This window comes from Maritalea mobilis (genome assembly GCF_004363175.1).
Lineage (GTDB): Bacteria > Pseudomonadota > Alphaproteobacteria > Rhizobiales > Devosiaceae > Maritalea > Maritalea mobilis.
The window spans coordinates 359,577-382,099 of record NZ_SNYR01000001.1 but is presented as its reverse complement, the minus strand read 5'-3'; the positions used below and the strand labels follow the sequence as shown (position 1 = coordinate 382,099).

Here is a 22,523-nt window from a genome sequence, read left to right as displayed (position 1 = left end):
GGCGCATAATAGACAGGGTGTACCAAAAATCGCAAGACGTTGAATGAGTTGAATCTGGGGTTAAACTTAATTTTGGTTCTTGGAAAGGTCGTCATGACACAAAAAAACAAAAAATTGATCGCTGGCAATTGGAAAATGAACGGTTTGCAGGCGTCGCTTAAGGAAATTGAACTGATCGCCGCCAAAGTTGGCCATTATGCGGATAAAGGCACATTTTTGATTTGCCCACCAGCCACATTGCTGCCAGGTGCCAAGGCGCTGGCTGGCGATGATCTGAACATCGGCGCGCAGGACTGCCATAGCGAAAAGAATGGCGCCTACACCGGCGACATTAGCGCAGAGATGATTGCAGAAATTGGCGGCAGCTTTGTGATTGTGGGCCACTCGGAACGCCGTGAAGGCCATCATGAAAGCAATGAAGCGGTGAAGGCGAAAGCGGAAGCGGCGTTGGGGCAGGGGTTAAAGCCCATTGTGTGTTGTGGTGAAACACTCCAGCAGCGTGAAAAGGGTGAAGCCATTGGTTTTGTGACGCAGCAAATTGCCGATTCGACCCCGGACAGCTTGAGCAAAGATGGTGAGATTGCCATCGCCTACGAACCAATCTGGGCGATTGGCACCGGAAAAACTGCTTCTGTTGATGATGTTGCGGAAATGCATGTGGCGTTGCGCAAGACGCTGGTGGATAAATATGGCGAGCGCGGCAACACAGTTGAAATTCTTTATGGTGGCTCAGTGAAGCCAGAAAACGCCAATGCATTGCTGCATACACAAGATGTGGACGGGGCTTTGGTTGGGGGCGCAAGCCTTAAAGCAGATAGCTTTTTGGGTATTGTTGCCGCGCTTTAATCTAAGTCGGGTCAAAAAAACGCCAATTTTGTCTAGCCAATTGGTGTCATAATGTGTAGAACGCACGCTGATTTGACATTCAACAGATAAGTGTTTTCACCATGGAAACAGTTTTGATCGTAGCTCACCTCTTTATTGTGGTGGCGCTAATTGCAGTAATTTTGATGCAACGCTCTGAAGGCGGCGCGCTCGGCATGGGCGGCGGCGGTGGCGGCGGGGGCTTTATGTCCGCACGTTCATCAGCCAACCTTTTGACCCGGACAACAGGCATTTTGGCGGCGCTATTTTTCGCCACGTCAATTGGCCTGACTGTTTTGGGACAGTTGGACAACCGTGCAGACAGCATTTTGGACCGGGCAACCGACCAAACTGAAGGCGACGTGACAGTGCTTGACGCATTGAACAATTTGCAGGGCGACACGCCAGCGCAAGAGAACGATCTCGACCTGCCAGTGCCGACCGCAGATGAGCCGGCACCAGAGGAGCCAGCTGAGACACCTTCTCAGTAAGCTGTTGAAAAATTTGGAATGAATTAGACGGGGGGTTTTATCCCCCGTCTTTTTTTGGATATGTGCAATTTTCGGCTTCGAATCAAAGCCGTTCAGATGTAAGGTAAAGGCCCATGGCACGGTATATATTCATCACTGGTGGCGTGGTTTCCTCTTTGGGTAAAGGGTTGGCATCGGCCGCACTTGGCGCAGCGCTTCAGGCGCGCGGCTATAAGGTGCGTTTGAAAAAGCTAGACCCCTATCTCAACGTGGACCCGGGCACCATGTCCCCTTATCAGCATGGTGAAGTTTTCGTCACCGATGATGGGGCAGAAACGGACCTCGATCTTGGGCACTATGAGCGGTTTACCGGACGGTCGGCAAACCAGCAGGATAACATCACCACAGGTCGGATTTATCAAAACATTATCGCACGGGAACGTCGCGGCGACTATTTGGGCGCCACGGTCCAAGTGATCCCGCATGTGACAGACGAGATTAAGAATTTCGTTTTGGCAGATAATGATGATTTCGATTTTGTGCTGTGCGAAATTGGCGGCACGGTGGGCGATATTGAAGCGCTGCCATTTTTCGAAAGCATTCGCCAATTGGGCAATGAATTGCCGCGTGGCGATGCGGTTTATATGCATCTGACATTGATGCCGTATATTCCAAGTGCTGGTGAGTTGAAAACCAAACCAACGCAGCACTCTGTGAAAGAGTTGCGCTCGATTGGTATCCAGCCAGATATTTTGCTGGTGCGGTGTGATCGTGAGATTCCGCAGAGTGAACGGCGCAAGCTTTCCTTGTTCTGTAATGTGCGTGAAAGTGCTGTTATTCAGGCGCTTGACGTGAAGAGCATTTATGACGTGCCGATCGCCTATCATGATGAGGGCTTGGACACTGAAGTTTTGGCTGCGTTCGGCATTGAAGATGCGCCAGCGCCTGACATGAGCAATTGGCGTGAAATTTCCAACCGTATTCACAACCCAGATGGGGAAGTGACCATTGCGGTGGTGGGCAAATATACAGAATTGCTCGATGCCTATAAATCATTGAACGAAGCTTTGGTGCATGGTGGCATTGCCAACCAGGTCAAAGTGAATGTGCAATGGGTGAATGCGGAACTGTTTGAGCAGGATGATCCGTCGCCTTACCTTGAAGGTGTGCATGGCATTTTGGTGCCGGGTGCGTTTGGTGAGCGCGGTGCGGAAGGTAAGATTGCCGCAGCGAAGTTTGCCCGCATTCGTGACGTTCCCTATTTCGGCATTTGTTTCGGCATGCAAATGGCTTGTGTTGAAGCCGCGCGAAACACAGCGGGTATCAAAAATGCGTCGTCAACTGAGTTTGGCCCGGCAAAAGAGCCGGTTGTTGGCTTGATGACCGAATGGATGAAGGGCAATGCCCTTGAAAAGCGCACCCAAGAAGGCGATTTGGGCGGCACGATGCGTCTCGGTGCGTTTGATGCTCAATTGGTGCGTGGGTCTCGCGTGGCAGATATTTACGGTTCAACTCGTATTTCTGAGCGCCACCGTCACCGTTGGGAAGTCAATATGGACTATCGCAAGGTGCTTGAATCTAATGGGCTTCTGTTCTCCGGTCTTTCACCAGATGGTGAGTTGCCTGAGATTGTGGAGCGCACGGATCACCCATGGTTCATCGGCGTACAATTCCACCCGGAATTGAAATCACGTCCGTTTGAGCCGCATCCTTTGTTCCGTTCATTTGTGCATGCTGCACTTGAGCAGAGCCGCTTGGTTTAGGTGAAAGATGGCAGAGATTGTAAATTTGCGGCAGGCCCGCAAAAACAAACAGCGAGAAGAAAAAGAAAAGCTCGCCTCTGCCAATCGCCATAAACATGGGCAAACCAAGAGCGTGAAAAAGCTGCACGAAGCACAAGAAAAGCTTTCGCAGAAAAAGCTCGATCAGCAAAAGCTAGATAAAGAAGACTAGGCCGCTTTATGCGGCCTTTTATTTTGGCTGTGGTGAAACAAAACCACCCTTAATTGCGTTTCAGCTTCAAGAGAATTTGCAAAAGCAAGGTCAATTGACAGGAGAGGTACATATGAAAACGGCTCAAAATTATCTAGATGAGGCAAATGCAGTGGTTGAACGGATTGATGCGTCGCAGGCAAAGATTTGCCATGCGCATCCCGATGCTGTGTTTGTGGATGTGCGCGACAGCGGAGAGATCGAAAAAAGTGGCACTGTTGAGGGTGCACTGCGGATCCCACGCGGCTTTATCGAGTTCGCTGCCGATGAAAATTCACCCTTCTACGATGATCGGCTAACCAAAGAGACTGACCTTTATTTGCTATGCGGTGCTGGCGGCCAGGCTGCACTTGCTGGCAAAACCCTCAAAGATATGGGGTTTAAATCTGTGACCAATATTGGCGGCTTCAACGATTGGAAAGACGCTGGCGGGCCAGTTGAGGGCGGCAAATAAATTCTGAAATGTATTGATTTGGCGGCGCATGAAGCGCCGCCTTTTGCTTTTTAAGACCAAACTTAATTGAAACAGACTTTGCATCGTCATGAATAAGCGGTAAGAAAGCGGCCAAATCACCACTTTTGAGGAGTAATTCATGTCTGCCATTATTGATGTAACGGGCCGTCAGATTTTTGATAGCCGCGGCAACCCAACTGTTGAAGTTGATGTGATTTTGGATGATGGCAGCTTCGGCCGTGCTGCTGTGCCGTCTGGCGCGTCTACTGGTGCGCATGAGGCAGTTGAATTGCGCGATGGCGGTGACGCCTATAAAGGCAAGGGTGTGATGAAGGCTGTTGATGCTGTTAACACACACATCTTCAATGAAATTCAGGGCATGGATGCGTTGGATCAACGTTCAATCGACCAAGTGATGATCGATTTGGATGGCACCAGCAATAAATCCAAATTGGGTGCAAACGCGATTTTGGGCGTTTCATTGGCTGTGGCCAAGGCGGCTGCGGAATCTTCTGCACTGCCTCTTTATCGCTATGTTGGCGGATCAAACGCGCATTTGCTGCCTGTGCCCATGATGAACATTATCAATGGTGGCGAGCACGCGGATAACCCAATCGATGTGCAAGAATTTATGATTATGCCAGTTGGCGCTGAAAGCATCGCAGATGCTGTGCGCATTGGTACTGAGGTGTTCCATACGCTTAAAAAAGGTTTGAGCGACGAAGGCCACAACACCAATGTGGGTGACGAGGGTGGCTTTGCGCCAAACCTTTCTTCAACCACCGCTGCGCTTGATTTCATCATGCAGTCGATTGAAAAGGCAGGCTACAAGCCAGGCGAAGATGTATATCTGGCGCTTGATTGTGCATCGACCGAATATTTCAAGGACGACAAATATCAGTTGAAAGGCGAGGGCAGAGTGCTCGACGCTGGCGAAATGGTTGATTATTTGGCCAACTTGGTTGGCAATTATCCAATCATCTCCATCGAAGATGGCATGGCTGAAGATGATTGGGACGGCTGGAAAGCATTGACTGACAAGATTGGCAGCAAGTGCCAGTTGGTGGGCGATGATTTGTTCGTGACCAATTCTGAGCGTTTGGCGTCTGGCATTAAAATGGGCGTTGGCAACTCTATCTTGGTGAAGGTCAACCAAATCGGTACATTGACCGAAACCATCAATGCTGTGGAAATGGCACACAAAGCTAACTATACCTCAGTTATGTCGCACCGTTCAGGCGAAACTGAGGATGCCACCATTGCTGATTTGGCGGTTGCGCTTGGTTGTGGCCAGATCAAAACTGGTTCTTTGGCGCGGTCAGATCGGTTGGCGAAATATAACCAGCTTATCCGCATTGAAGAGCAGCTAGGCTATTCTGCTGCTTATGCCGGGAAGGGCATTTTGAAAGGCTAATCAGCGTTTCAAATAGAGTATTTTGAAGGGGTGCCAATGTGGTGCCCCTTTTTTGTTTTTGAAAGAAGGTGTTAACGGCTTGTTTGGTATAGTCCAACGCAGTGTAGTTTTGCGTATTTATAGGTTGTTATGCCCACCCGCCTTAAAAAGCCTTCCATCGCTAATAAATTGCTCATCACCGCCGCTTTGCTGGCCTTTCAGGGCTATTTGGCCCACCATGCATTGATTGGCCAATATGGTGTTGAATCTCAAAAAGAGCTTGTTGAGCGCAAAGCTTTGCTGACCACCCAAAGCCAATTGTTGGATGCTCGTATTGAGACCGCCAAGAATCGCAACTCATTGTTGGTTGCTGATCGGCTCGATCCTGATATGCTAAGCGAGCGTGCGCGCGGATTGCTTGGGTGGAGCAATCCCAATGATATTTTGATCCCAGTTGAGTAAGAATAACTGAAATCAAGTTAAATTACACTATTAACCTGAATTTGGTTATCTAAAATTTGCTAGTAAAAACAAAGCTTAAGGTTGTTTTTGGCCTGTTTATGAATGCTTTGTTTTGCGTTTCACCCAAACTAGAATGCTGTTCAAAGACGGAACAATCGGGTCCAGATGGAGATTTCTATGCCTAAAAAGACCGATGCGGCGGCCAAAGCCAGCACAAAGGGCAATATGCCCGCTTTCACCAAAGAAGAAGAGCTTTACGCTTATAAAGAGATGTTGTTGATCCGACGTTTCGAGGAAAAAGCGGGTCAAATGTACGGCATGGGCCTGATTGGTGGCTTCTGTCACCTTTATATTGGGCAAGAGGCTGTTGTGACTGGTGTTCACATGGCGTCTAAAAAAGGCGATGCCTCAATCACTGGTTATCGTGACCACGGCCACATGTTGATTGTTGGCTTGGATCCAAAAGCGGTGATGGCTGAATTGACTGGCCGCAAGGGCGGCTTGTCAAAAGGCAAGGGCGGCTCCATGCACATGTTCTCCAATGAAGAGCGCTTTTATGGCGGCAACGGCATTGTGGGTGCGCAGGTGAGTTTGGGCACAGGTTTGGCATTCGCGGCGAAATACCGCGAAGAAGATACAGTGAGCCTGACTTATTTCGGCGATGGCGCTGCGAACCAGGGCCAAGTTTATGAGAGCTTCAACATGGCGAAGCTTTGGAACTTGCCTGTTGTCTACATTATCGAGAACAATAAATATGCGATGGGCACCAGCCTTGAGCGCGCGGCATCGACAACTGATTTGTCGAAGCGCGGCGAATCCTTCGGCATTCCCGGTGAGCAGGTAGACGGCATGGATGTGCGCATGGTGCGTGATGCAGCAGAGCGCGCCATTCAGCATGCACGCGAAGGCAATGGGCCTTACATTCTTGAAATGCTCACTTATCGCTATCGCGGTCACTCAATGTCTGACCCAGCGAAATATCGCTCTAAGGACGAAGTGCAGTCCATGCGGTCTGAGCGTGACCCGATTGAGCAGGTGAAAGCACGCTTGCTTGAAAATGAGTGGGCCACAGAAGAAGAGCTTAAGGACATGGATAAAGATGTTCGGGCAATTGTTTCTGAAGCAGCCGATTTTGCCACCAATGATCCGGAGCCCGATGCAGATGAGCTCTACACAGAGATCACCGTATAAGTCAGCGAAATCAGGAGAGATAAGATGTCAGTAGAAATTTTGATGCCTGCATTGTCGCCGACGATGGAAGAAGGCAATTTGGCCAAATGGCTCGTGAAAGAAGGCGACACCGTTTCTGCCGGTGATGTGATCGCCGAGATTGAAACCGACAAAGCCACCATGGAAGTTGAAGCCGTAGATGAAGGCGTTGTGGGCAAAATTGTCGTGGAAGAGGGCGCGCAAAACGTCAAAGTGAACACAGTGATTGCTGTGTTGATCGAAGAAGGCGAAAGCGCAGACGATATTAAAGTCGACACTTCTGCACCAGCCGCCAGCGAAGAGCCTAAGCAGGAAAATCCTGAAGAATCTGGCCCAAGTGAGCAAGAGCAACCGTCAGTTCCGGCTGCGCCTGTTTTTGAAGCAAAAGCAGATTCAGAAATTCCTGAAGGCACTGAAATGGTGTCCACCACCGTTCGTGAAGCCTTGCGCGACGCAATGGCTGAAGAAATGCGTGCCGATGGCGACGTGTTCGTGATGGGCGAAGAAGTTGCTGAATATCAGGGTGCTTACAAAGTGACCCAAGGTTTGTTGCAAGAGTTTGGCGCTAAGCGTGTTATCGATACGCCGATCACCGAGCATGGTTTCGCCGGTCTTGGTGTTGGTGCCGCATTTGCAGGCTTGAAGCCGATTGTTGAATTTATGACCTTCAACTTCGCGATGCAGGCGATTGACCAGATCATCAACTCTGCAGCAAAAACACATTATATGTCTGGTGGTCAGGTGACGTCGCCAATCGTGTTCCGCGGGCCGAACGGGCCAGCAGCACGGGTTGGTGCGCAGCACAGCCAAGATTTTTCAGCATGGTATGCCCACATTCCTGGTTTGATTGTGGTGTCGCCATATTCAGCAGCGGACGCCAAAGGCTTGCTGAAGTCGGCAATCCGCAATCCAAACCCAGTTGTGTTCCTTGAGAATGAGCTTTTGTATGGTCAATCATTTGACGTGCCGAAGCTTGCCGATTGGACTGTGCCTTTGGGCAAAGCCAAAGTGGTGCGTGAAGGTGCAGATGTCACCATCGTGTCGCACTCCATGGGTATGCGCTATGCAACGGAAGCAACTGAGAAACTGGTTGAATCTGGCATTGATGTTGAATTGATTGATTTGCGCACATTGCGTCCGCTCGACATGCCCACAGTTGTTGAATCTGTGAAGAAAACGGGCCGTTGCGTCACCGTTGAAGAAGGTTGGCCGCAAGGTTCAATCGGTTCTGAAATTGCGGCACGCTTGATGGATGAGGCATTTGATTATCTGGATGCGCCAGTGATGCGCGTGACAGGTAAAGATGTGCCGATGCCATATGCGGCAAATCTTGAGAAATTGGCTTTGCCTTCTGCGAAAGAAGTGATCGAAGCTGTGAACGCTGTAACATATCGCCAAGTTTAGGGAGTAATTGGGATGACAATCAATATTACGATGCCCGCGCTTTCGCCCACCATGGAAGAAGGCAATTTGGCGAAATGGTTGGTGAAAGAGGGTGATACGGTTTCCGCGGGCGATGTGATTGCGGAAATCGAAACCGACAAGGCCACTATGGAAGTGGAAAGCATTGACGAAGGCACCGTTGGCAAAATTCTTGTTGAAGAAGGCAGCCAAGGGGTGAAGGTCAATAGCGTGATTGCGGTTTTGCTGGAAGAAGGCGAAAGCGCTGACGATATTCCGTCAGATGCTGGCTCAGCTTCTGCTGCACCAAAAGAGGACAAGCCAGAAGCCAAAGCAGAGGAAAAGCCTGCTGCGAAGGAAGAAGCTAAGCCTGAACCAAAGGCTGAGGCTGCACCTGCGCCACAAGCTGCGTCGAAAAAAGAAGGCGAGCGCCAATTTGCCTCACCTTTGGCCCGCCGTTTGGCGAAGGAAAACAGCATCGATCTTGGTGTTGTGGTTGGCTCTGGCCCTAAAGGCCGCGTTGTGAAGCGCGACATTGAAAAAGTATTGCGTGAGGGCATTCCGCAAGCAGCACCTGCTGCCGCACAGAAGGGCGCTCAATTGGCGACTGGCATGTCTGACGCACAAGTGACTGCTCTTTATGAAGAAGGCACATATGATGCTGTGCCGAACGATGGCATGCGCAAAACCATTGCAGCGCGCTTGACGGAAGCCAAGCAAACAGTGCCGCATTTCTATCTGTCTATGGACTGCAAGCTCGACAATCTTTTGGAAGCACGCGCCAACATTAATGCGCAGGCGAAAAAAGATGAGAACGGCAAGCCTGAGTTCAAGCTTTCAGTGAATGATTTCATTGTTAAAGCCTGGGCGATTGCCTTGCAGCAAATCCCGACAGCCAACGCCACTTGGGCGGGTGAAAGCACCTTGTTGCATCACCATTCTGACGTTGCTGTTGCCGTGGCTGTGCCGGGCGGCTTGTTCACACCAGTTGTGAAGAAAGCCGAGCAGAAGAGCCTGCGCCAAATTTCAGAAGAAGTGAAAGATTTCGCCAAGCGGGCCAAAACGAAAAAGCTTGCGCCGCATGAGTATCAAGGCGGTTCAACTGCAGTTTCGAACCTAGGCATGTATGGCATCAGCCACTTCTCAGCCGTGATCAATCCACCACATGGCACGATCTTGGCCATCGGCGCAGGTGAAGAGCGTGTTGTTGTTGAAAATGGTGAGATCACAGTTGGCAACTTTATGACAGTGACCTTGTCTTGCGATCACCGTTCAGTGGATGGCGCATTGGGCGCGGAAGTGCTCGGTGTGTTCAAATCACTGATTGAAAATCCGGTGATGATGTTGGCTTAAGGCCAAGTTAGGAAAATAATGAAAAACATTCTCGCCTTCGGCGATTCATTGACATGGGGATATGATGCGGCGACGCAGACGCGGCATCCGTTGGAGACACGATGGCCAAGTGTTTTGGCTAACGGCCTCAATATGCCTGTGCAAATGATTGCTGAAGGCTTGAATGGTCGTACGACGGTTTTTGATGATTATTCGGCTGCGTCTGAACGAAATGGTGCTAAGTTGCTGCCGAGCATTCTGGCCACTCACGAACCGCTAGATCTGGTAATTATGATGTTGGGCACCAACGATATGCGCCCGCACATTTGCGGAAATGCTGCGGGATCGGCAGCTGGTATTGGGCGCTTGATTTCGATCGTCAAAACATTTCCATACAAAGCCAATCACAAGGTGCCAGAGATTTTGGTCGTATCCCCGCCGCTTGCTGAACGTGGCGGCGATCGGTTTGCGAACCATGTGATGCAAGGCGCTTCGAGTCTATCCCGGCAATATGCTGATGCATACCGGTTGGTGGCAGATGAAAACGATGTCCCGTTTTTTGATGCGGCGAAACATGTGAGCCCAGATCCGATGGATGGGTTTCACCTAGATCAAGAAAATACAAAAAAACTGGGCGAGGCGCTTATCCCTGTGGTGAGCGAAATCTTGGCCTCTTAAAAAGCTTTGATGAAAGGCAATATGCATGGCAACTCAATCGGCAAATCAATATGATCTGATCGTTATTGGCGGTGGGCCTGGTGGTTATGTGGCCGCTATTCGTGCGGCGCAACTTGGCATGAAGGTTGGCGTTGTTGAACGTGAGCATATGGCCGGGATCTGTTCGAACTGGGGGTGTATCCCCACCAAGGCATTGTTGCGCAGTGCTGAGATTTATTCTCACATGGGCCATGCAAAAGATTATGGCTTGAAGGCCACCGAATTTGGCTTTGAAATTTCAGATGTTGTGAAACGCTCACGCCAAATTGCGGCGCGGATGAACAATGGTGTGTCTTTCTTGATGAAGAAAAACAAGATCGACATTATTTGGGGCGAAGCCAAGCTGAAAAAGGGCGGCGAAGTTGAAGTTGGCCCTTCCAGCAAGAAGGTGATGGAGCCAAGCGTTCCGGCGCCAAAAGGCGTTTTGCCGCATGGGACTTACAAAGCCAAGCACATTATTGTGGCCACTGGCGCGCGCCCGCGTATTTTGCCGGGCATTGAGCCGGATGGCAAAAATATCTGGACTTATTTTGAAGCGCTTGTGCCTGAAGAGATGCCAAAATCGCTTTTGGTTATGGGGTCTGGTGCTATCGGTATCGAATTTGCGAGCTTTTACGCCTCAATGGGGGCAGAAGTGACTGTGGTTGAATTGATGCCACAGATTATGCCCGTTGAAGACAAAGAGATTTCAGCGCACGCCCGCAAACGCTTTGAAAAGCGTGGCATCAAGATTTTGACTGAAGCCAAGGTGGCGAAAGTTGAAAATGGCAAAGATGGCGTGAAAGCGCATATTGAGCTGAAAGATGGGCGGAAAGAAACCATTGAAGCTGAAAAGCTGATTTCTGCTGTCGGTGTGCAGGCCAATGTTGAAAATATCGGCTTGGAAGAACTTGGCGTGAAAACCGACAAGGGCTTTATCGTCACCGACGGTTATTGCAAAACCAATGTGAATGGCGTTTACGCCATTGGCGATGTGGCAGGCCCGCCCATGTTGGCGCACAAAGCGGAGCACGAAGGTGTGCTTTGCGTTGAGAAAATTGCAGGCATGGATGTGCACCCAATGGAAAAGAACCAAATTCCGGGCTGTACATATTGTGAGCCGCAAGTTGCCTCAGTTGGTTTGACTGAAGATGCCGCGAAGAAAACTGGCCGCGAGATTCGTGTTGGTCGGTTCCCATTTGTGGGCAATGGCAAGGCGATCGCTTTGGGTGAACCTGACGGTTTGGTGAAAACCATTTTTGACGCGAAGACCGGTGAATTGCTGGGCGCGCATATGGTTGGCGCGGAAGTGACTGAACTCATTCAAGGTTTTGTGGTGGCGATGAATTTGGAGACCACAGAGGAAGAATTGATGCATACAATCTTCCCACACCCCACATTGTCCGAAATGATGAAAGAGAGCGTACTTGACGCCTATGATCGCGCCCTCAATATATAGGGCATGAACAACGGCTCAAAAAATAAGAGCCAAACGGGTTTAAGGAATTATCATGGTTACATTGCTGGATACGACAAAACGGGCAAAAGCGGATGTGCGGCACCCGGAAAAAGCGCATAAGCCAGACAATGAGGTGTTGCGAAAGCCAGAATGGATCCGGGTGAAAGCGCCGGGGTCCAAGGGCTATAATGAAACCCGTAAAATCGTAAAAGACAATTCGATCGTCACGGTTTGCGAAGAGGCTGGTTGCCCAAACATTGGCGAATGTTGGGACAAGAAGCACGCCACTATGATGATTATGGGCGAAATTTGTACGCGCGCTTGTGCCTTCTGCAATGTGCGCACAGGCTTGCCCACCCAACTTGACCCGCGCGAACCTGAAAATGTGGCCAACACGGTGAAAACCCTTGGATTGAACCATGTGGTGATCACCTCGGTTGACCGCGATGATTTGATTGATGGCGGTGCGCAGCATTTTGTGGATGTGATCCAAGCGGTGCGCGAAGCCTCACCCAAAACCACGATTGAAATTCTAACGCCTGACTTTTTGCGCAAAGAGGGCGCGTTGGAAAAAGTGGTGGCGGCGAAGCCGGACGTGTTCAACCACAATTTGGAAACGGTGCCATCGAACTATCTAACGGTGCGTCCTGGTGCACGTTATTTCCACTCCATTCGTTTGTTGCAAAAGGTCAAAGAAATTGACCCGCAAATGTTCACCAAATCCGGCATTATGGTTGGTTTGGGTGAAGAGCGGAATGAAGTGCTTCAATTGATGGATGATTTGCGCGTTGCTGATGTGGACTTTTTGACCATTGGCCAATATTTACAGCCGACCCGCAAGCACCACAAAGTGCACCGCTTTGTTACACCTGATGAATTTAAGGCGTTTGAGCGTATTGCTTATACGAAGGGCTTTTTGATGGTGTCGTCCTCACCACTGACACGGTCATCACACCATGCGGGCGATGATTTTGAAAAGCTGCGCAAGGCGCGTGAAGCCAAAAAGTAAGCTGATTTATGACTAAGATCGCATTCGATCGACATGTGCCTTATACGCCAGAGCAAATGTTTGACCTAGTGGCTGATTTGCGCCGGTATCCGAGCTTTGTACCCAATTGTTCTAACATGCAGGTGCGGCCCGGCAGTTCCGAATATGATTGCTATGCGCGTATGGGCATCAGCTTTGGGCCAATTTCGCAAGATTATGAAAGCCGGGTGGAGCTTGATCGTGCGAATATGCGGATCACGGCGACTGCCGTTGACGGGCCATTTTCGCATTTGAATTCTGTGTGGGCGTTTTTGCCAGAGGGCGAGGGCACCCACATTCAGTTCAATGTGGATTTTAAGCTATCAAACCGCTTGATTGCTGCGGTGGCGGAGCCATTGTTCGCCACCAAGCAGGAAGAAATCATGGATGCTTTTGTCAAGCGCGCGGGCGAGCTTTACGGCAATTGACGTTGGTCTAGTCGCGCTAAGACCAGCGTGAGCGCAACGCGAACAGTTTCTTCGCGCACTTCATCCCGTTCCATTTCTTTGAAATTGCGCACGATGTGGCAAGAGCCATCTTCGTCGGCGCAGGCAAAATGCACCAATCCTACTGGCTTTTCAGCTGTGCCGCCGCCGGGCCCTGCAATGCCAGTCACCGCAACTGACAACGTAGCGCCTGAAATGCGTTGGGCGCCTTCAGCCATGGCGCAGGCAACTTCTTTTGAAACGGCACCGACTTCTTCGATCAAATGTACAGGCACGCCCAACATTTGGGTTTTCGCCTCATTTGAATAGGTGACATAGCCGCCGAACACGGCCGCTGAAGAGCCGGGCACGGATGTGAGTGCGCCTGCGATAAGACCGCCGGTGCAGCTTTCTGCCGTTGCAATGGTGGCTTGTTTTGAAATCAATTGCTCAATGGTGATTTGCGCCAAATGAAGCACATCATCTTCAAGCATAAGCTAATCCTTTACTGGCACCTCAATAGTGACCGCCGCTTGCGCCGCAATACCTTCCTTGCGACCTGTAAACCCAAGCTGTTCTGTTGTTGTGGCCTTCACAGAAACTCGGGATATTGAAACATCAGCAATCTGCGCAATGCGTTCTCGCATTGGTTGGCAGTGCGGCCCAATTTTGGGGGCTTCGCAGATCAGTGTCAAATCTAAATGTACCAAACGGCCACCACGCTGCTGTAAACGGGAGACTGCATGTTCCAAGAAAATGGCTGAATCTGCCTGATGCCATTCCATTTCACTTGGCGGGAAATGTTGGCCAATATCGCCATCGGCCATGGCGCCATAAAGCGCGTCAGTGATCGTGTGCAAGGCCACATCTGCATCGGAATGGCCTTTCAACTTGGCGCTGTGGGGGATTTGGATGCCGCCCAGTGTTACATGGTCGCCGGGTTCAAAGGCGTGCACGTCAAAGCCAGTACCAACGCGCGTTTCCATTGGGGTTGTTAATGCCATTTCCGCACGCTTGAAATCCTCAGCTATGGTGATTTTGAAATTGTTTGGCTCGCCCGGTACGATTTTGACGGGAAGATCGGCCCATTCTGCAATAGATGCATCATCGGTGAACAAATTGTCGGCGGTTGCCGCTTTCTGATGCGCGTCCAAAATATCTTTAAATCGGAAAGCCTGCGGTGTTTGCGCCAAATAATGGGTGGTGCGATCTGGGGTGTGGGTCACCATCTGTTCTGCACTTGCCTGTTTCAGCGTGTCTGTTACCTGCAGAGCGGGCAGCGCACCGCCAAATTGAGCAGCGGCATCTATTGTTGCAGCGATCAGGTTTGCTGAGACAAAGGGACGTGCCGCATCGTGGATCAGTACAATATCCGGCGCATGATTTGAGTTTGCCAATGTCTGCAACCCATTGAGCACGGAAGCTTGCCGTTCGGCACCACCATAGGTGGGTGACAATAATTTGGCGCTTTGCAAATTTAGGGCGTCAAACAAGTGCTGATGTTCGGCGCTGATAATGGGCAAAACCTGGTCAATTGTAGGCGCGTCCAGAAATGTCTTGATTGTGCGCGACAAAACAGGCACACCGCCCAACATATGATATTGCTTCGGCACGCTGGTCTCGCCCATGCGGCGACCTGCACCTGCAGCAACAATGATAACGGCAACCTTTTGGTTTTGGCGTGTCATATTTGATCCCATTATTCGATGAATTTGGGTTTAGCTGGCATTGATTTGATAGGCAAGGGGCGAACGGTTTGCCGTTCTTCTTTCAGCCTATTTGTCGCTTATGCCCGGAAAAACAGCAAAATAGTTGCAATTTCATCGAAAACTGTTCATAAAATAAGCAGAAAGATAAAATGCTTAAAAATTGTGCGAAAATGCTAAAACCTATTCAAATTGGCGACCATTTGATGCCCAACAATGCGTTTTTGGCGCCTTTGTCTGGCATAACAGATAAAAGCTTTCGTACAATTGCGGCGCGTTTTGGCGCGGGCATGGTTGTTTCGGAAATGATTGCCAGTGCTGCGCTGGCCAATGGTCATAAAGATATGGCGCGGCGGCTTGGGCGGCCTGAAAAATTGCCGCATATTGTGCAGCTTGCAGGCTGTGAACCGCATTGGCTGGCCGAGGGAGCCAAGGTGGCAGAGGATGCCGGCGCAGACATTATTGATATCAATATGGGCTGCCCCAGCAAGCGTGTGACCAATGGATATGCAGGATCTGCGTTGATGCGTGCGCCCGATAAAGCCGTTGAAATTATCGAGGCCGTTGTTGGCGCGACAAGCCAGCCGGTCACCCTAAAGATGCGCCTTGGCTGGAATGATGAATGTTTGAATGCGCCACAATTGGCCAAAGCTGCGGAAGAGTGCGGCGTGCAAATGGTCACCATTCATGGGCGTACACGGCAGCAATTTTATAAAGGTAAGGCGCGTTGGACACCTGTGCGTGAGGTTGTGGATGCAGTGGACCTGCCCGTTGTGGTGAATGGTGACATTGTGGATTTGCAAGCTGCGGAGCAGGCATTGGCCGAATCTGGTGCTAATGCGGTGATGATTGGACGTGGCGCGCAAGGCAAACCATGGCTTGTGGGTCAAATTGGCGATGCGTTAGCCGGACGTGAACCAAAGGCGGCGCCGGAAGGCGATGCGCTGTTGAGCCTGATTTTAGAGCATTATGAGATGATGATCGACGAATATGGCGAACATCTTGGTGTGCGCTGCGCGCGCAAGCATTTGGGGTGGTATCTTGATGCGTTGATTGAGGATGGCGCTGTGATTGATGGGCCATTGCGCAAACGGTTGCTGACGGCTGGCGAGAGCGCTGAAGTGCCGAAAATCTTGACAGACATTTTCAATCAACTTGAGGCGAGGGCGGCATGAGCCCCACATCCATCGAGTTAGCCCACGCGGCATTTCAAGCCATTGCGCACCCGATTTTGATTTGTGATGCGAACAATAAAATCATTATGGCCAATTATGCGGCGCAGGATTTTTTCTCGACCTCCGAAAGCCGTTTGCGGCGGCAATTGGTGGATGATCTGGTTGCGCCGTCTTCGCCCTTACTTAATTTGCTTGATCGTGTGCGCGGTCGCGATGCTGGGTCGCGCGAACATAGGATTCCTATTTCCAACATCAATATGCCTGAAGAGCGTTTGGTGGATGCGCACGCAACGCCCATGGCGAATGATGCGAGCCTGACGGTGTTGACGCTTATTGAGCGCACCATGGCCGATAAGATCGATAAGCAACTGACTGCCCGGGGGGCTGCACGATCTGTCATCGGTTTGGCGGCCATGCTGGCACATGAAATTAAGAACCCGCTGTCCGGTATTAAAGGTGCGGCGCAGTTGCTGGAGCAATCGGCGGATGAAAAGGATCGTCCCTTGGCGCGCTTGGTGCAGGAAGAAGTGGGGCGCATCGTTAAGCTTGTCGACCGCATGGAAGAATTTGGCGATGAGCGTCAGCCAGAGTTCAGTTCGGTCAATATCCACGAAGTGCTAAACCATGTGGAGATGATTGCCCAAAATGGCTTTGCCAAGGGCATGACCATCTCCAAGCATTTTGACCCATCGTTGCCGCCAGTTTTGGGCAATTGGGACCAGTTGGTGCAGATTTATCTCAACCTTTTCAAGAACGCAGCAGAAGCCATTGCTGGGCGCGACAAGGGCGAGATTGTGGTGCGCACTGCGTATCGCCCTGGCATTTCTATCGGCATTCCGGGATCAGGCAATCGCATGTCTCTGCCGTTGGAGATTTGCGTTGAAGATAATGGCGGTGGGATTGCTGAAGACATTCTGCCGCATATTTTTGATCCCTTTGTCACCTCCAAGCAGACCGGCGGTGGCTTGGGGCTTGCGCTGGTCGCCAAACTGGTCGGCGTGCATGGTGGCATTGTGGATGCGGATAGCCATGGCGGGCGCACGATAATGCGCACCTTGCTGCCAATTGCGAAGCCGAAACGGGCGAAAAAAGGAGCGACACATGAGTGAGCGCACAATTTTGGTGGCAGATGATGATGCCTCGATCCGGATGGTGCTGAGCCAGGCGCTCACCCGCGCTGATTATGAAGTGTTTCCCATGAGCAATTTATCGACCATGTGGAACCATATTTCGCGCGGTGAGGGAGATTTGCTGATCACGGATGTGATGATGCCTGATGGCAGTGCATTTGATTTGTTGCCGAGGATCAAAAAAGCGCGGCCAGATTTGCCGATCATTGTCATGAGTGCGCAAAATACCTTTATGACCGCTGTACGCGCCAGTGAAGCAGGTGCATTTGAATATTTGCCAAAACCTTTTGATCTCTCTGAATTGACTGCCACTGTCGCCAAAGCTCTGGCGGAGCGAGACAGTCAACGGAAGAAGGATTTGGCTGAGGCGGCGCCGAAAGACGAAGAAATGCCGTTGGTGGGGCGCTCTGCACCGATGCAAGAGGTGTATCGGACCATGGCCCGGCTGATTCAGACCGATTTGACGGTGATGATTTCTGGCGAAAGCGGCACGGGTAAAGAAGTTGTGGCGCGGGCGTTGCATGATTTTGGCAAGCGCAAAGGCGGACCATTTAACGCGATCAATATGGCGGCTATTCCGCAAGATTTGATTGAATCTGAACTGTTTGGTCACGAAAAAGGTGCGTTCACCGGGGCGCATGGGCGGTCTATTGGCCATTTTGAGCGGGCCGCGGGTGGCACGCTGTTTCTGGATGAGATTGGCGATATGCCCATGGCAGCGCAGACACGCTTGCTGCGTGTGTTGCAAGAGGGTGAGTTTACCCGTGTGGGCGGGCGCGATACGATTGAAACAGATGTGCGCATTGTGGCGGCGACGCACCGCGATTTGCAGCAGATGATCCGGCAAGGCTTGTTCCGCGAAGATCTGTATTATCGTTTGAATGTGGTGCAATTGCATATGCCTGCATTGCGCGAGCGTCGCGATGATGTGGCTGACCTTGCCCAACATTTTGCGCAGAAATTCGCTTCAAATGGCGAGCCGGTTAAAGCTTTTGAGAAAGAAGCGCTTGATGTGCTGCGGCAACATAGTTGGCCGGGCAATGTGCGGGAGCTGGAGAATCTGGTGCAGCGATTTGTTGCGCTTTATCCCGATGAAATCATCTCTGCTGAGAGTGTGCGACAAGAATTGAGTGTGGGTGAAATATCCACTCCGATCAAGGCGCAGGCGGTTGCAGCCGATGATTTGAGTGGTATGGTGGAGCGGTATTTGTTGCAATTGTTCAGCAAAGCCCAGCCAGAGCTGCCTGCAAATGGCCTTTACCAGCGCATCATTGACGAAATTGAAGTTCCACTTTTAGAAATTGCTTTAAACAATTGTAATGGAAATCAAATTCGCGCTTCTGATTTGCTCGGTTTAAATCGAAACACCTTGCGCAAAAAGATTCAAGCGCATGACATTCAGGTCACAAAACATGGCAATGGGCGCTAAGTCGCTGTAACATTTTTGCCACAAGCCTATTGCCTCGCCGGGGCTTTTGCGCCAACTTATTGATAAATATGTCACAGTTTAAACGCATTGGTGCGCTAATGCGCATGAACTTATTGATCAATTTGTAACGCTTAGGTCGCTGGTTGTGAACGAAACTACCCACCCAAAAATCAAGCAATTGTCGCTGCGGCAGAATAGTGCGCTGCGCATTTTTGGTGTGGTTTTGGTGTTGGCCTCTGTTGTGAGTGCCGTGGCCTCCTTCATGATTCTCACAGGCGCCACTTCTATTGAGCCAGAGCCAAATGTTTGGGCGATCATCTGGTTGGTCAATGCGGTGTTGGTTGTTTTGGTGATTGCATTGCTGATCACCGAAGGCTTTTTGCTGATCCGCGCCCGTGTTTCAAAGCAAGCGGGTTCCGGCTTGCATGTGCGCCTGGTTGGCATGTTTGCATTGGCCGCGGCCGTGCCGGCATTTATCGTTGCGATGATTGCGACCTTTGCGCTGAATCAGGGGTTGGACCATTGGTTTTCCGAACGTTCACGCGCAATGGTGGAGAGTTCGCAGCAGGTTGCTCAATCCTATTTGCAGGAACATGCCAATGTGTTGCGCAACGATATTATCGGCATTTCTGGCGAGCTAGAGCGTGTTTCAGATGTATTTGATGAAAACCGTGAGAATTATCGGCGGATTTTGACCACTTTGGCGCAAATCCGCTCGCTGCCATATGTCTACATTCTTGATGGTAATCAGGAAATTGTGGAACGTGCTCAAATCAGTGTGGTGACAACACCGCCGCAACTACCGGAAAATCTGTTGGTCGGCGTTGATGAGCAGACGATTGAATTGATCCGCCCGGGGCAGAAATTCTCTTTTGTGGGCGGCGTGATCAAGCTGGACAATTATCCCAATCATTATTTGTTTGTGGCGCGGGGCGTTGACCCTGAAGTGCTGGAATATATGCGCTTGTCCGAGCAGAATGTGAATGAATATCGGGAATATGAATCGAACCGAGTCGTGTTCCAGATCACTTTTGCCATCATGTATATTGGCTTGGCGATTGTTGTGCTTTTGGCCGCGGTTTGGGTCGGCATCTATTTGGCTAACCGCCTAGTTGCGCCTATCCGGAATTTGATGATTGCGTCCAACCGCATTTCAACAGGCGACTTGAATGTGCGGGTGCCGACCAAAGGCACAACAGGGGATATGCGCGATCTCTCTGCACGTTTTAACCGCATGACATCGCAATTGTCCGAGCAGCATGGGGCGCTGATTTCGGCCAACGAAACCATCGACCAGCGCCGTCAGTTTACCGAGGCAGTGCTTGAAGGGGTTTCTGCAGGTATTATTGGCCTCGACCCGGAAGGGCATGTGTCCATTGTGAACGGGCGCGCATCGTCGATCTTTGAATCCGATGAGAAAGAGCTGATTGGCGCGTCTTTGCGGGATATTGCGCTTGAGCTGGGCGAAATTTTTGATCAGGCGCAGAGCAATAAGACGGGACAAATTCAAGAACAGATTGTTTTGAAAAACCGTCAGGGTGAAGAGCGGACATATCAGGTGCGGATTACGCGTGAGGGCACGATTGATAGTTCAAAAGGCTATGTGATTACGCTGGATGATATTTCGGACTTGATTGCGGCGCAGCGAACCAGTGTTTGGGCCGATGTGGCGCGGCGGATTGCACACGAGATCAAGAACCCGCTTACACCTATTCAGCTGTCAGCCGAGCGTTTGCGGCGGCGGTATAAAGACAAACTTGCCGATGATTATGAGGTGTTTGACAAATGCACCAACACAATCGTTCGGCAAGTGGGCGACATTGGTCGGATGGTGGATGAATTCTCCACATTTGCCCGCATGCCGTCTGCCAGCTTTGCGCAGGCAGATTTGGGCGAAACGGTGCGACAGGCAGTGTTTAGCGAAGGGGTGCGGCATCCTGAAATCGCGTTACACACCAAAATTCCAGATGGTGACCTGCTGGCGCAGTTTGATGATCGATTGATGTCTCAGGTTTTGACCAATTTGATCAAAAATGCTGCCGAATCCATCGAAGGTGAAATCGGCGATATTCAAGACCCGACGATCTATGTCGGGGTGAAGGATTTGGGCGACGAATATCAGGTCACGGTTAGCGACAATGGCAAAGGGTGGCCAAAAGAAAACCGCATGCGCCTGCTGGAGCCCTATAACACGACGCGTGAAAAGGGCACTGGACTTGGCCTCGCCATCGTCTCCAAGATTGTAGAACAGCATAATGGGCGCGTTGAACTGTTTGATGCGGCCCCTGATGAACATGGGCGCGTGGGAGCTGTTTTTGCCTTTACGCTGCCAAAAATGCAAAAAGGTGATCAAAGCAACGCTCTTGCCACAAACTCGCCTGAAAAAACGAACAAACCGCTTGTCATTGGTCAAACCGAACCAACTGATCAAAAACTGAAGGGAACAGCCTAATGGCACTGGATGTGCTCATCGTGGATGATGAGGAGGATATTCGCGAGCTTATTGCGGGTATTTTGGAAGATGAAGGATATGAAACACGCGTAGCGCACGATGCTGACTCGGCATTGCAGGCGATTGAAGGCCGTCGGCCGAATTTGGTGTTTCTAGATATTTGGATGCAAGGTTCGCGTTTGGACGGGTTGCAATTGCTCGATGCGCTGATGGAGCGGCACAGCGATTTGCCTGTGGTGATGATTTCTGGTCACGGCAATGTGGAAACAGCCGTTTCGGCCATTCGTCGCGGCGCGTATGACTATATTGAAAAGCCCTTCAAGATGGATCGGTTGTTGCTGGTGGCCAAACGGGCCATGGAGACGGATCGACTTAAATCTGAAGTGGAAGATTTGCGCCAGCGTTCTGGCGTGGCGCATACGCAGCTTGTGGGGCAATCTTCCGCCTTGGCGAACATTCGCACCCAAATTGAACGCTGCGCGCCGACTAACTCGCGTGTATTTTTTGCTGGGCCAGCAGGCACAGGCAAAGGGCTTTGTGCGCGTCAGTTGCATGATCAGTCACACCGTGGGGAAGGGCCGTTTATCGAGGTAAAACTCGCCATGCTCAATGTGGAAGAGATGGCAGAAACCTTGTTTGGCAAAGAGGTGCTGAGCGATGGTGGCAAAACCATTGTGAGTGGCGCTTTTGAACGCGCTCATGGCGGCACACTATTCTTGTCCGAAATTGAATTCTTGCCATCAGACATTCAAACCAATTTGTTGCGTGCTCTGGTTGAAAACAAGTTTCAACGGGTGAATGGCGAACATGATGTGAAGGTGGATGTGCGGGTGATTTCATCTTGCTCGTCAAACATCAAGCAGATGGTTGAAGCGCAGCGGTTCCGCAGTGATTTGTTCCACCGTTTAGCTGTTATTCCGCTGAATGTGCCTGCTTTGAAAGAGAGGCGTGAAGATATTCCGCCGCTTGTGAAGCAATTGCTGCATATTATTGCCCAAAGTCACAATATGAAAAGCTTGACTGTGGCAGATGATGCGATGGCCGTGCTGCAGGCGCAGGAATGGCCTGGTAATGCGCGGCAATTGCGTAACTCACTGGAACGGTTGATTATTTTGCATCGGGATAATTTGCCTGAGAATGGTGAGATTACCGCCACCATGTTGCCGAATGATATTGGCGAAGTGCTGCCAACCGTTGGTGATGACGAATCGAGCGCGCACCTAATGTCGTTGCCTTTGCGTGAAGCGCGTGAGGTTTTTGAACGGCAATATTTGACCGCACAGATTGAACGCTTTGGTGGTAACATCTCAAAAACCGCAGAATTTGTGGGCATGGAGCGAAGTGCGCTGCACCGCAAACTAAAATCATTGGGATTGTGATCGCCTAATCTATATGCTTTTTCGCTGGGGCTTGTATTTTGCCGCGCATCGCGGCACACATAGGCAAG

General features: G+C 50.7%; 21 protein-coding genes. 19 read left to right on the top strand and 2 right to left on the bottom strand.

Going from position 1 to position 22,523, the window contains the following annotated elements:
- Nucleotides 1–93: 93 nt before the first annotated feature.
- From tpiA to ATL17_RS01605, 14 genes are all read left to right on the top strand, one after another.
- Nucleotides 94–846, top strand: coding sequence for a triose-phosphate isomerase (gene tpiA, locus ATL17_RS01670; RefSeq protein WP_133571041.1), 753 nt, complete (start codon nt 94–96; stop codon nt 844–846).
- A gap of 101 nt (nt 847–947) precedes the next feature.
- Nucleotides 948–1,355 (top strand): preprotein translocase subunit SecG, encoded by a 408-nt coding sequence (secG, locus tag ATL17_RS01665; protein ID WP_133571040.1) that lies wholly within the window; start codon nt 948–950, stop codon nt 1,353–1,355.
- A 113-nt stretch (nt 1,356–1,468) separates the two neighbouring features.
- On the top strand, nt 1,469–3,097 hold the full coding sequence (locus ATL17_RS01660) for a CTP synthase (protein ID WP_133571039.1): 1,629 nt from the start codon (nt 1,469–1,471) through the stop codon (nt 3,095–3,097).
- A 7-nt stretch (nt 3,098–3,104) separates the two neighbouring features.
- Complete coding sequence (locus tag ATL17_RS01655) at nt 3,105–3,287, top strand: DUF4169 family protein (protein WP_133571038.1); 183 nt, start codon at nt 3,105–3,107, stop codon at nt 3,285–3,287.
- Nucleotides 3,288–3,399: 112 nt separating this feature from the next.
- Complete coding sequence (locus ATL17_RS01650) at nt 3,400–3,780, top strand: rhodanese-like domain-containing protein (RefSeq protein ID WP_133571037.1); 381 nt, start codon at nt 3,400–3,402, stop codon at nt 3,778–3,780.
- A gap of 139 nt (nt 3,781–3,919) precedes the next feature.
- A complete protein-coding gene (eno, locus tag ATL17_RS01645) occupies nt 3,920–5,194 on the top strand; it encodes a phosphopyruvate hydratase (protein ID WP_133571036.1) in 1,275 nt (424 codons plus the stop codon).
- A gap of 129 nt (nt 5,195–5,323) precedes the next feature.
- Entirely contained in the window at nt 5,324–5,635 is a 312-nt protein-coding gene (locus ATL17_RS01640) for an FtsB family cell division protein (RefSeq protein WP_133571035.1), read from the top strand.
- 177 nt (nt 5,636–5,812) lie between these two features.
- Nucleotides 5,813–6,826, top strand: a complete 1,014-nt coding sequence (pdhA, locus tag ATL17_RS01635) for a pyruvate dehydrogenase (acetyl-transferring) E1 component subunit alpha (RefSeq protein ID WP_208111099.1) — start codon at nt 5,813–5,815, stop codon at nt 6,824–6,826.
- Between the two features lie 24 nt (nt 6,827–6,850).
- Nucleotides 6,851–8,248 (top strand): pyruvate dehydrogenase complex E1 component subunit beta, encoded by a 1,398-nt coding sequence (locus ATL17_RS01630; protein ID WP_133571033.1) that lies wholly within the window; start codon nt 6,851–6,853, stop codon nt 8,246–8,248.
- Between the two features lie 12 nt (nt 8,249–8,260).
- Entirely contained in the window at nt 8,261–9,598 is a 1,338-nt protein-coding gene (locus ATL17_RS01625; RefSeq protein ID WP_133571032.1) for a pyruvate dehydrogenase complex dihydrolipoamide acetyltransferase, read from the top strand.
- A gap of 18 nt (nt 9,599–9,616) precedes the next feature.
- Nucleotides 9,617–10,255, top strand: coding sequence for an SGNH/GDSL hydrolase family protein (locus ATL17_RS01620; protein ID WP_133571031.1), 639 nt, complete (start codon nt 9,617–9,619; stop codon nt 10,253–10,255).
- A 25-nt stretch (nt 10,256–10,280) separates the two neighbouring features.
- Complete coding sequence (gene lpdA, locus ATL17_RS01615; protein WP_133571030.1) at nt 10,281–11,732, top strand: dihydrolipoyl dehydrogenase; 1,452 nt, start codon at nt 10,281–10,283, stop codon at nt 11,730–11,732.
- A 52-nt stretch (nt 11,733–11,784) separates the two neighbouring features.
- Nucleotides 11,785–12,741 carry a lipoyl synthase gene (lipA, locus tag ATL17_RS01610; protein WP_133571029.1) on the top strand — a complete coding sequence of 319 codons (957 nt, stop codon included), beginning with the start codon at nt 11,785–11,787 and terminating at the stop codon, nt 12,739–12,741.
- Between the two features lie 8 nt (nt 12,742–12,749).
- A complete protein-coding gene (locus ATL17_RS01605; RefSeq protein ID WP_133571028.1) occupies nt 12,750–13,187 on the top strand; it encodes a type II toxin-antitoxin system RatA family toxin in 438 nt (145 codons plus the stop codon).
- On the opposite strand, the gene ATL17_RS01600 is transcribed toward ATL17_RS01605, so the two are convergent.
- Complete coding sequence (locus tag ATL17_RS01600) at nt 13,175–13,678, bottom strand: CinA family protein (protein ID WP_133571027.1); 504 nt, start codon at nt 13,676–13,678, stop codon at nt 13,175–13,177. The genes ATL17_RS01605 and ATL17_RS01600 overlap by 13 nt on opposite strands.
- Before the next feature lie 3 nt (nt 13,679–13,681).
- The gene (locus ATL17_RS01595; protein ID WP_133571026.1) at nt 13,682–14,872 is read right to left on the bottom strand and encodes a bifunctional 2-C-methyl-D-erythritol 4-phosphate cytidylyltransferase/2-C-methyl-D-erythritol 2,4-cyclodiphosphate synthase; all 1,191 of its coding nucleotides are present in this window, start codon (nt 14,870–14,872) and stop codon (nt 13,682–13,684) included.
- Nucleotides 14,873–15,063: 191 nt separating this feature from the next.
- On the opposite strand from ATL17_RS01595, the gene dusB reads away from it, so the two are divergent.
- The 5 genes from dusB to ntrX all read left to right on the top strand — a co-directional run bounded on the left by dusB (nt 15,064) and on the right by ntrX (nt 22,455).
- The gene (gene dusB / locus ATL17_RS01590; RefSeq protein WP_246028615.1) at nt 15,064–16,065 is read left to right on the top strand and encodes a tRNA dihydrouridine synthase DusB; all 1,002 of its coding nucleotides are present in this window, start codon (nt 15,064–15,066) and stop codon (nt 16,063–16,065) included.
- Nucleotides 16,062–17,174 (top strand): two-component system sensor histidine kinase NtrB, encoded by a 1,113-nt coding sequence (locus ATL17_RS01585; protein ID WP_133571024.1) that lies wholly within the window; start codon nt 16,062–16,064, stop codon nt 17,172–17,174. Before dusB ends, ATL17_RS01585 begins: the two co-directional genes overlap by 4 nt.
- Nucleotides 17,167–18,624 (top strand): nitrogen regulation protein NR(I), encoded by a 1,458-nt coding sequence (gene ntrC / locus ATL17_RS01580; protein WP_133571023.1) that lies wholly within the window; start codon nt 17,167–17,169, stop codon nt 18,622–18,624. The genes ATL17_RS01585 and ntrC overlap by 8 nt, the downstream gene beginning before the upstream one ends.
- A gap of 145 nt (nt 18,625–18,769) precedes the next feature.
- Entirely contained in the window at nt 18,770–21,076 is a 2,307-nt protein-coding gene (locus tag ATL17_RS01575) for a sensor histidine kinase NtrY-like (protein ID WP_133571022.1), read from the top strand.
- On the top strand, nt 21,076–22,455 hold the full coding sequence (gene ntrX / locus ATL17_RS01570) for a nitrogen assimilation response regulator NtrX (protein WP_133571021.1): 1,380 nt from the start codon (nt 21,076–21,078) through the stop codon (nt 22,453–22,455). Before ATL17_RS01575 ends, ntrX begins: the two co-directional genes overlap by 1 nt.
- The last annotated feature ends 68 nt before the right edge of the window (nt 22,456–22,523 follow it).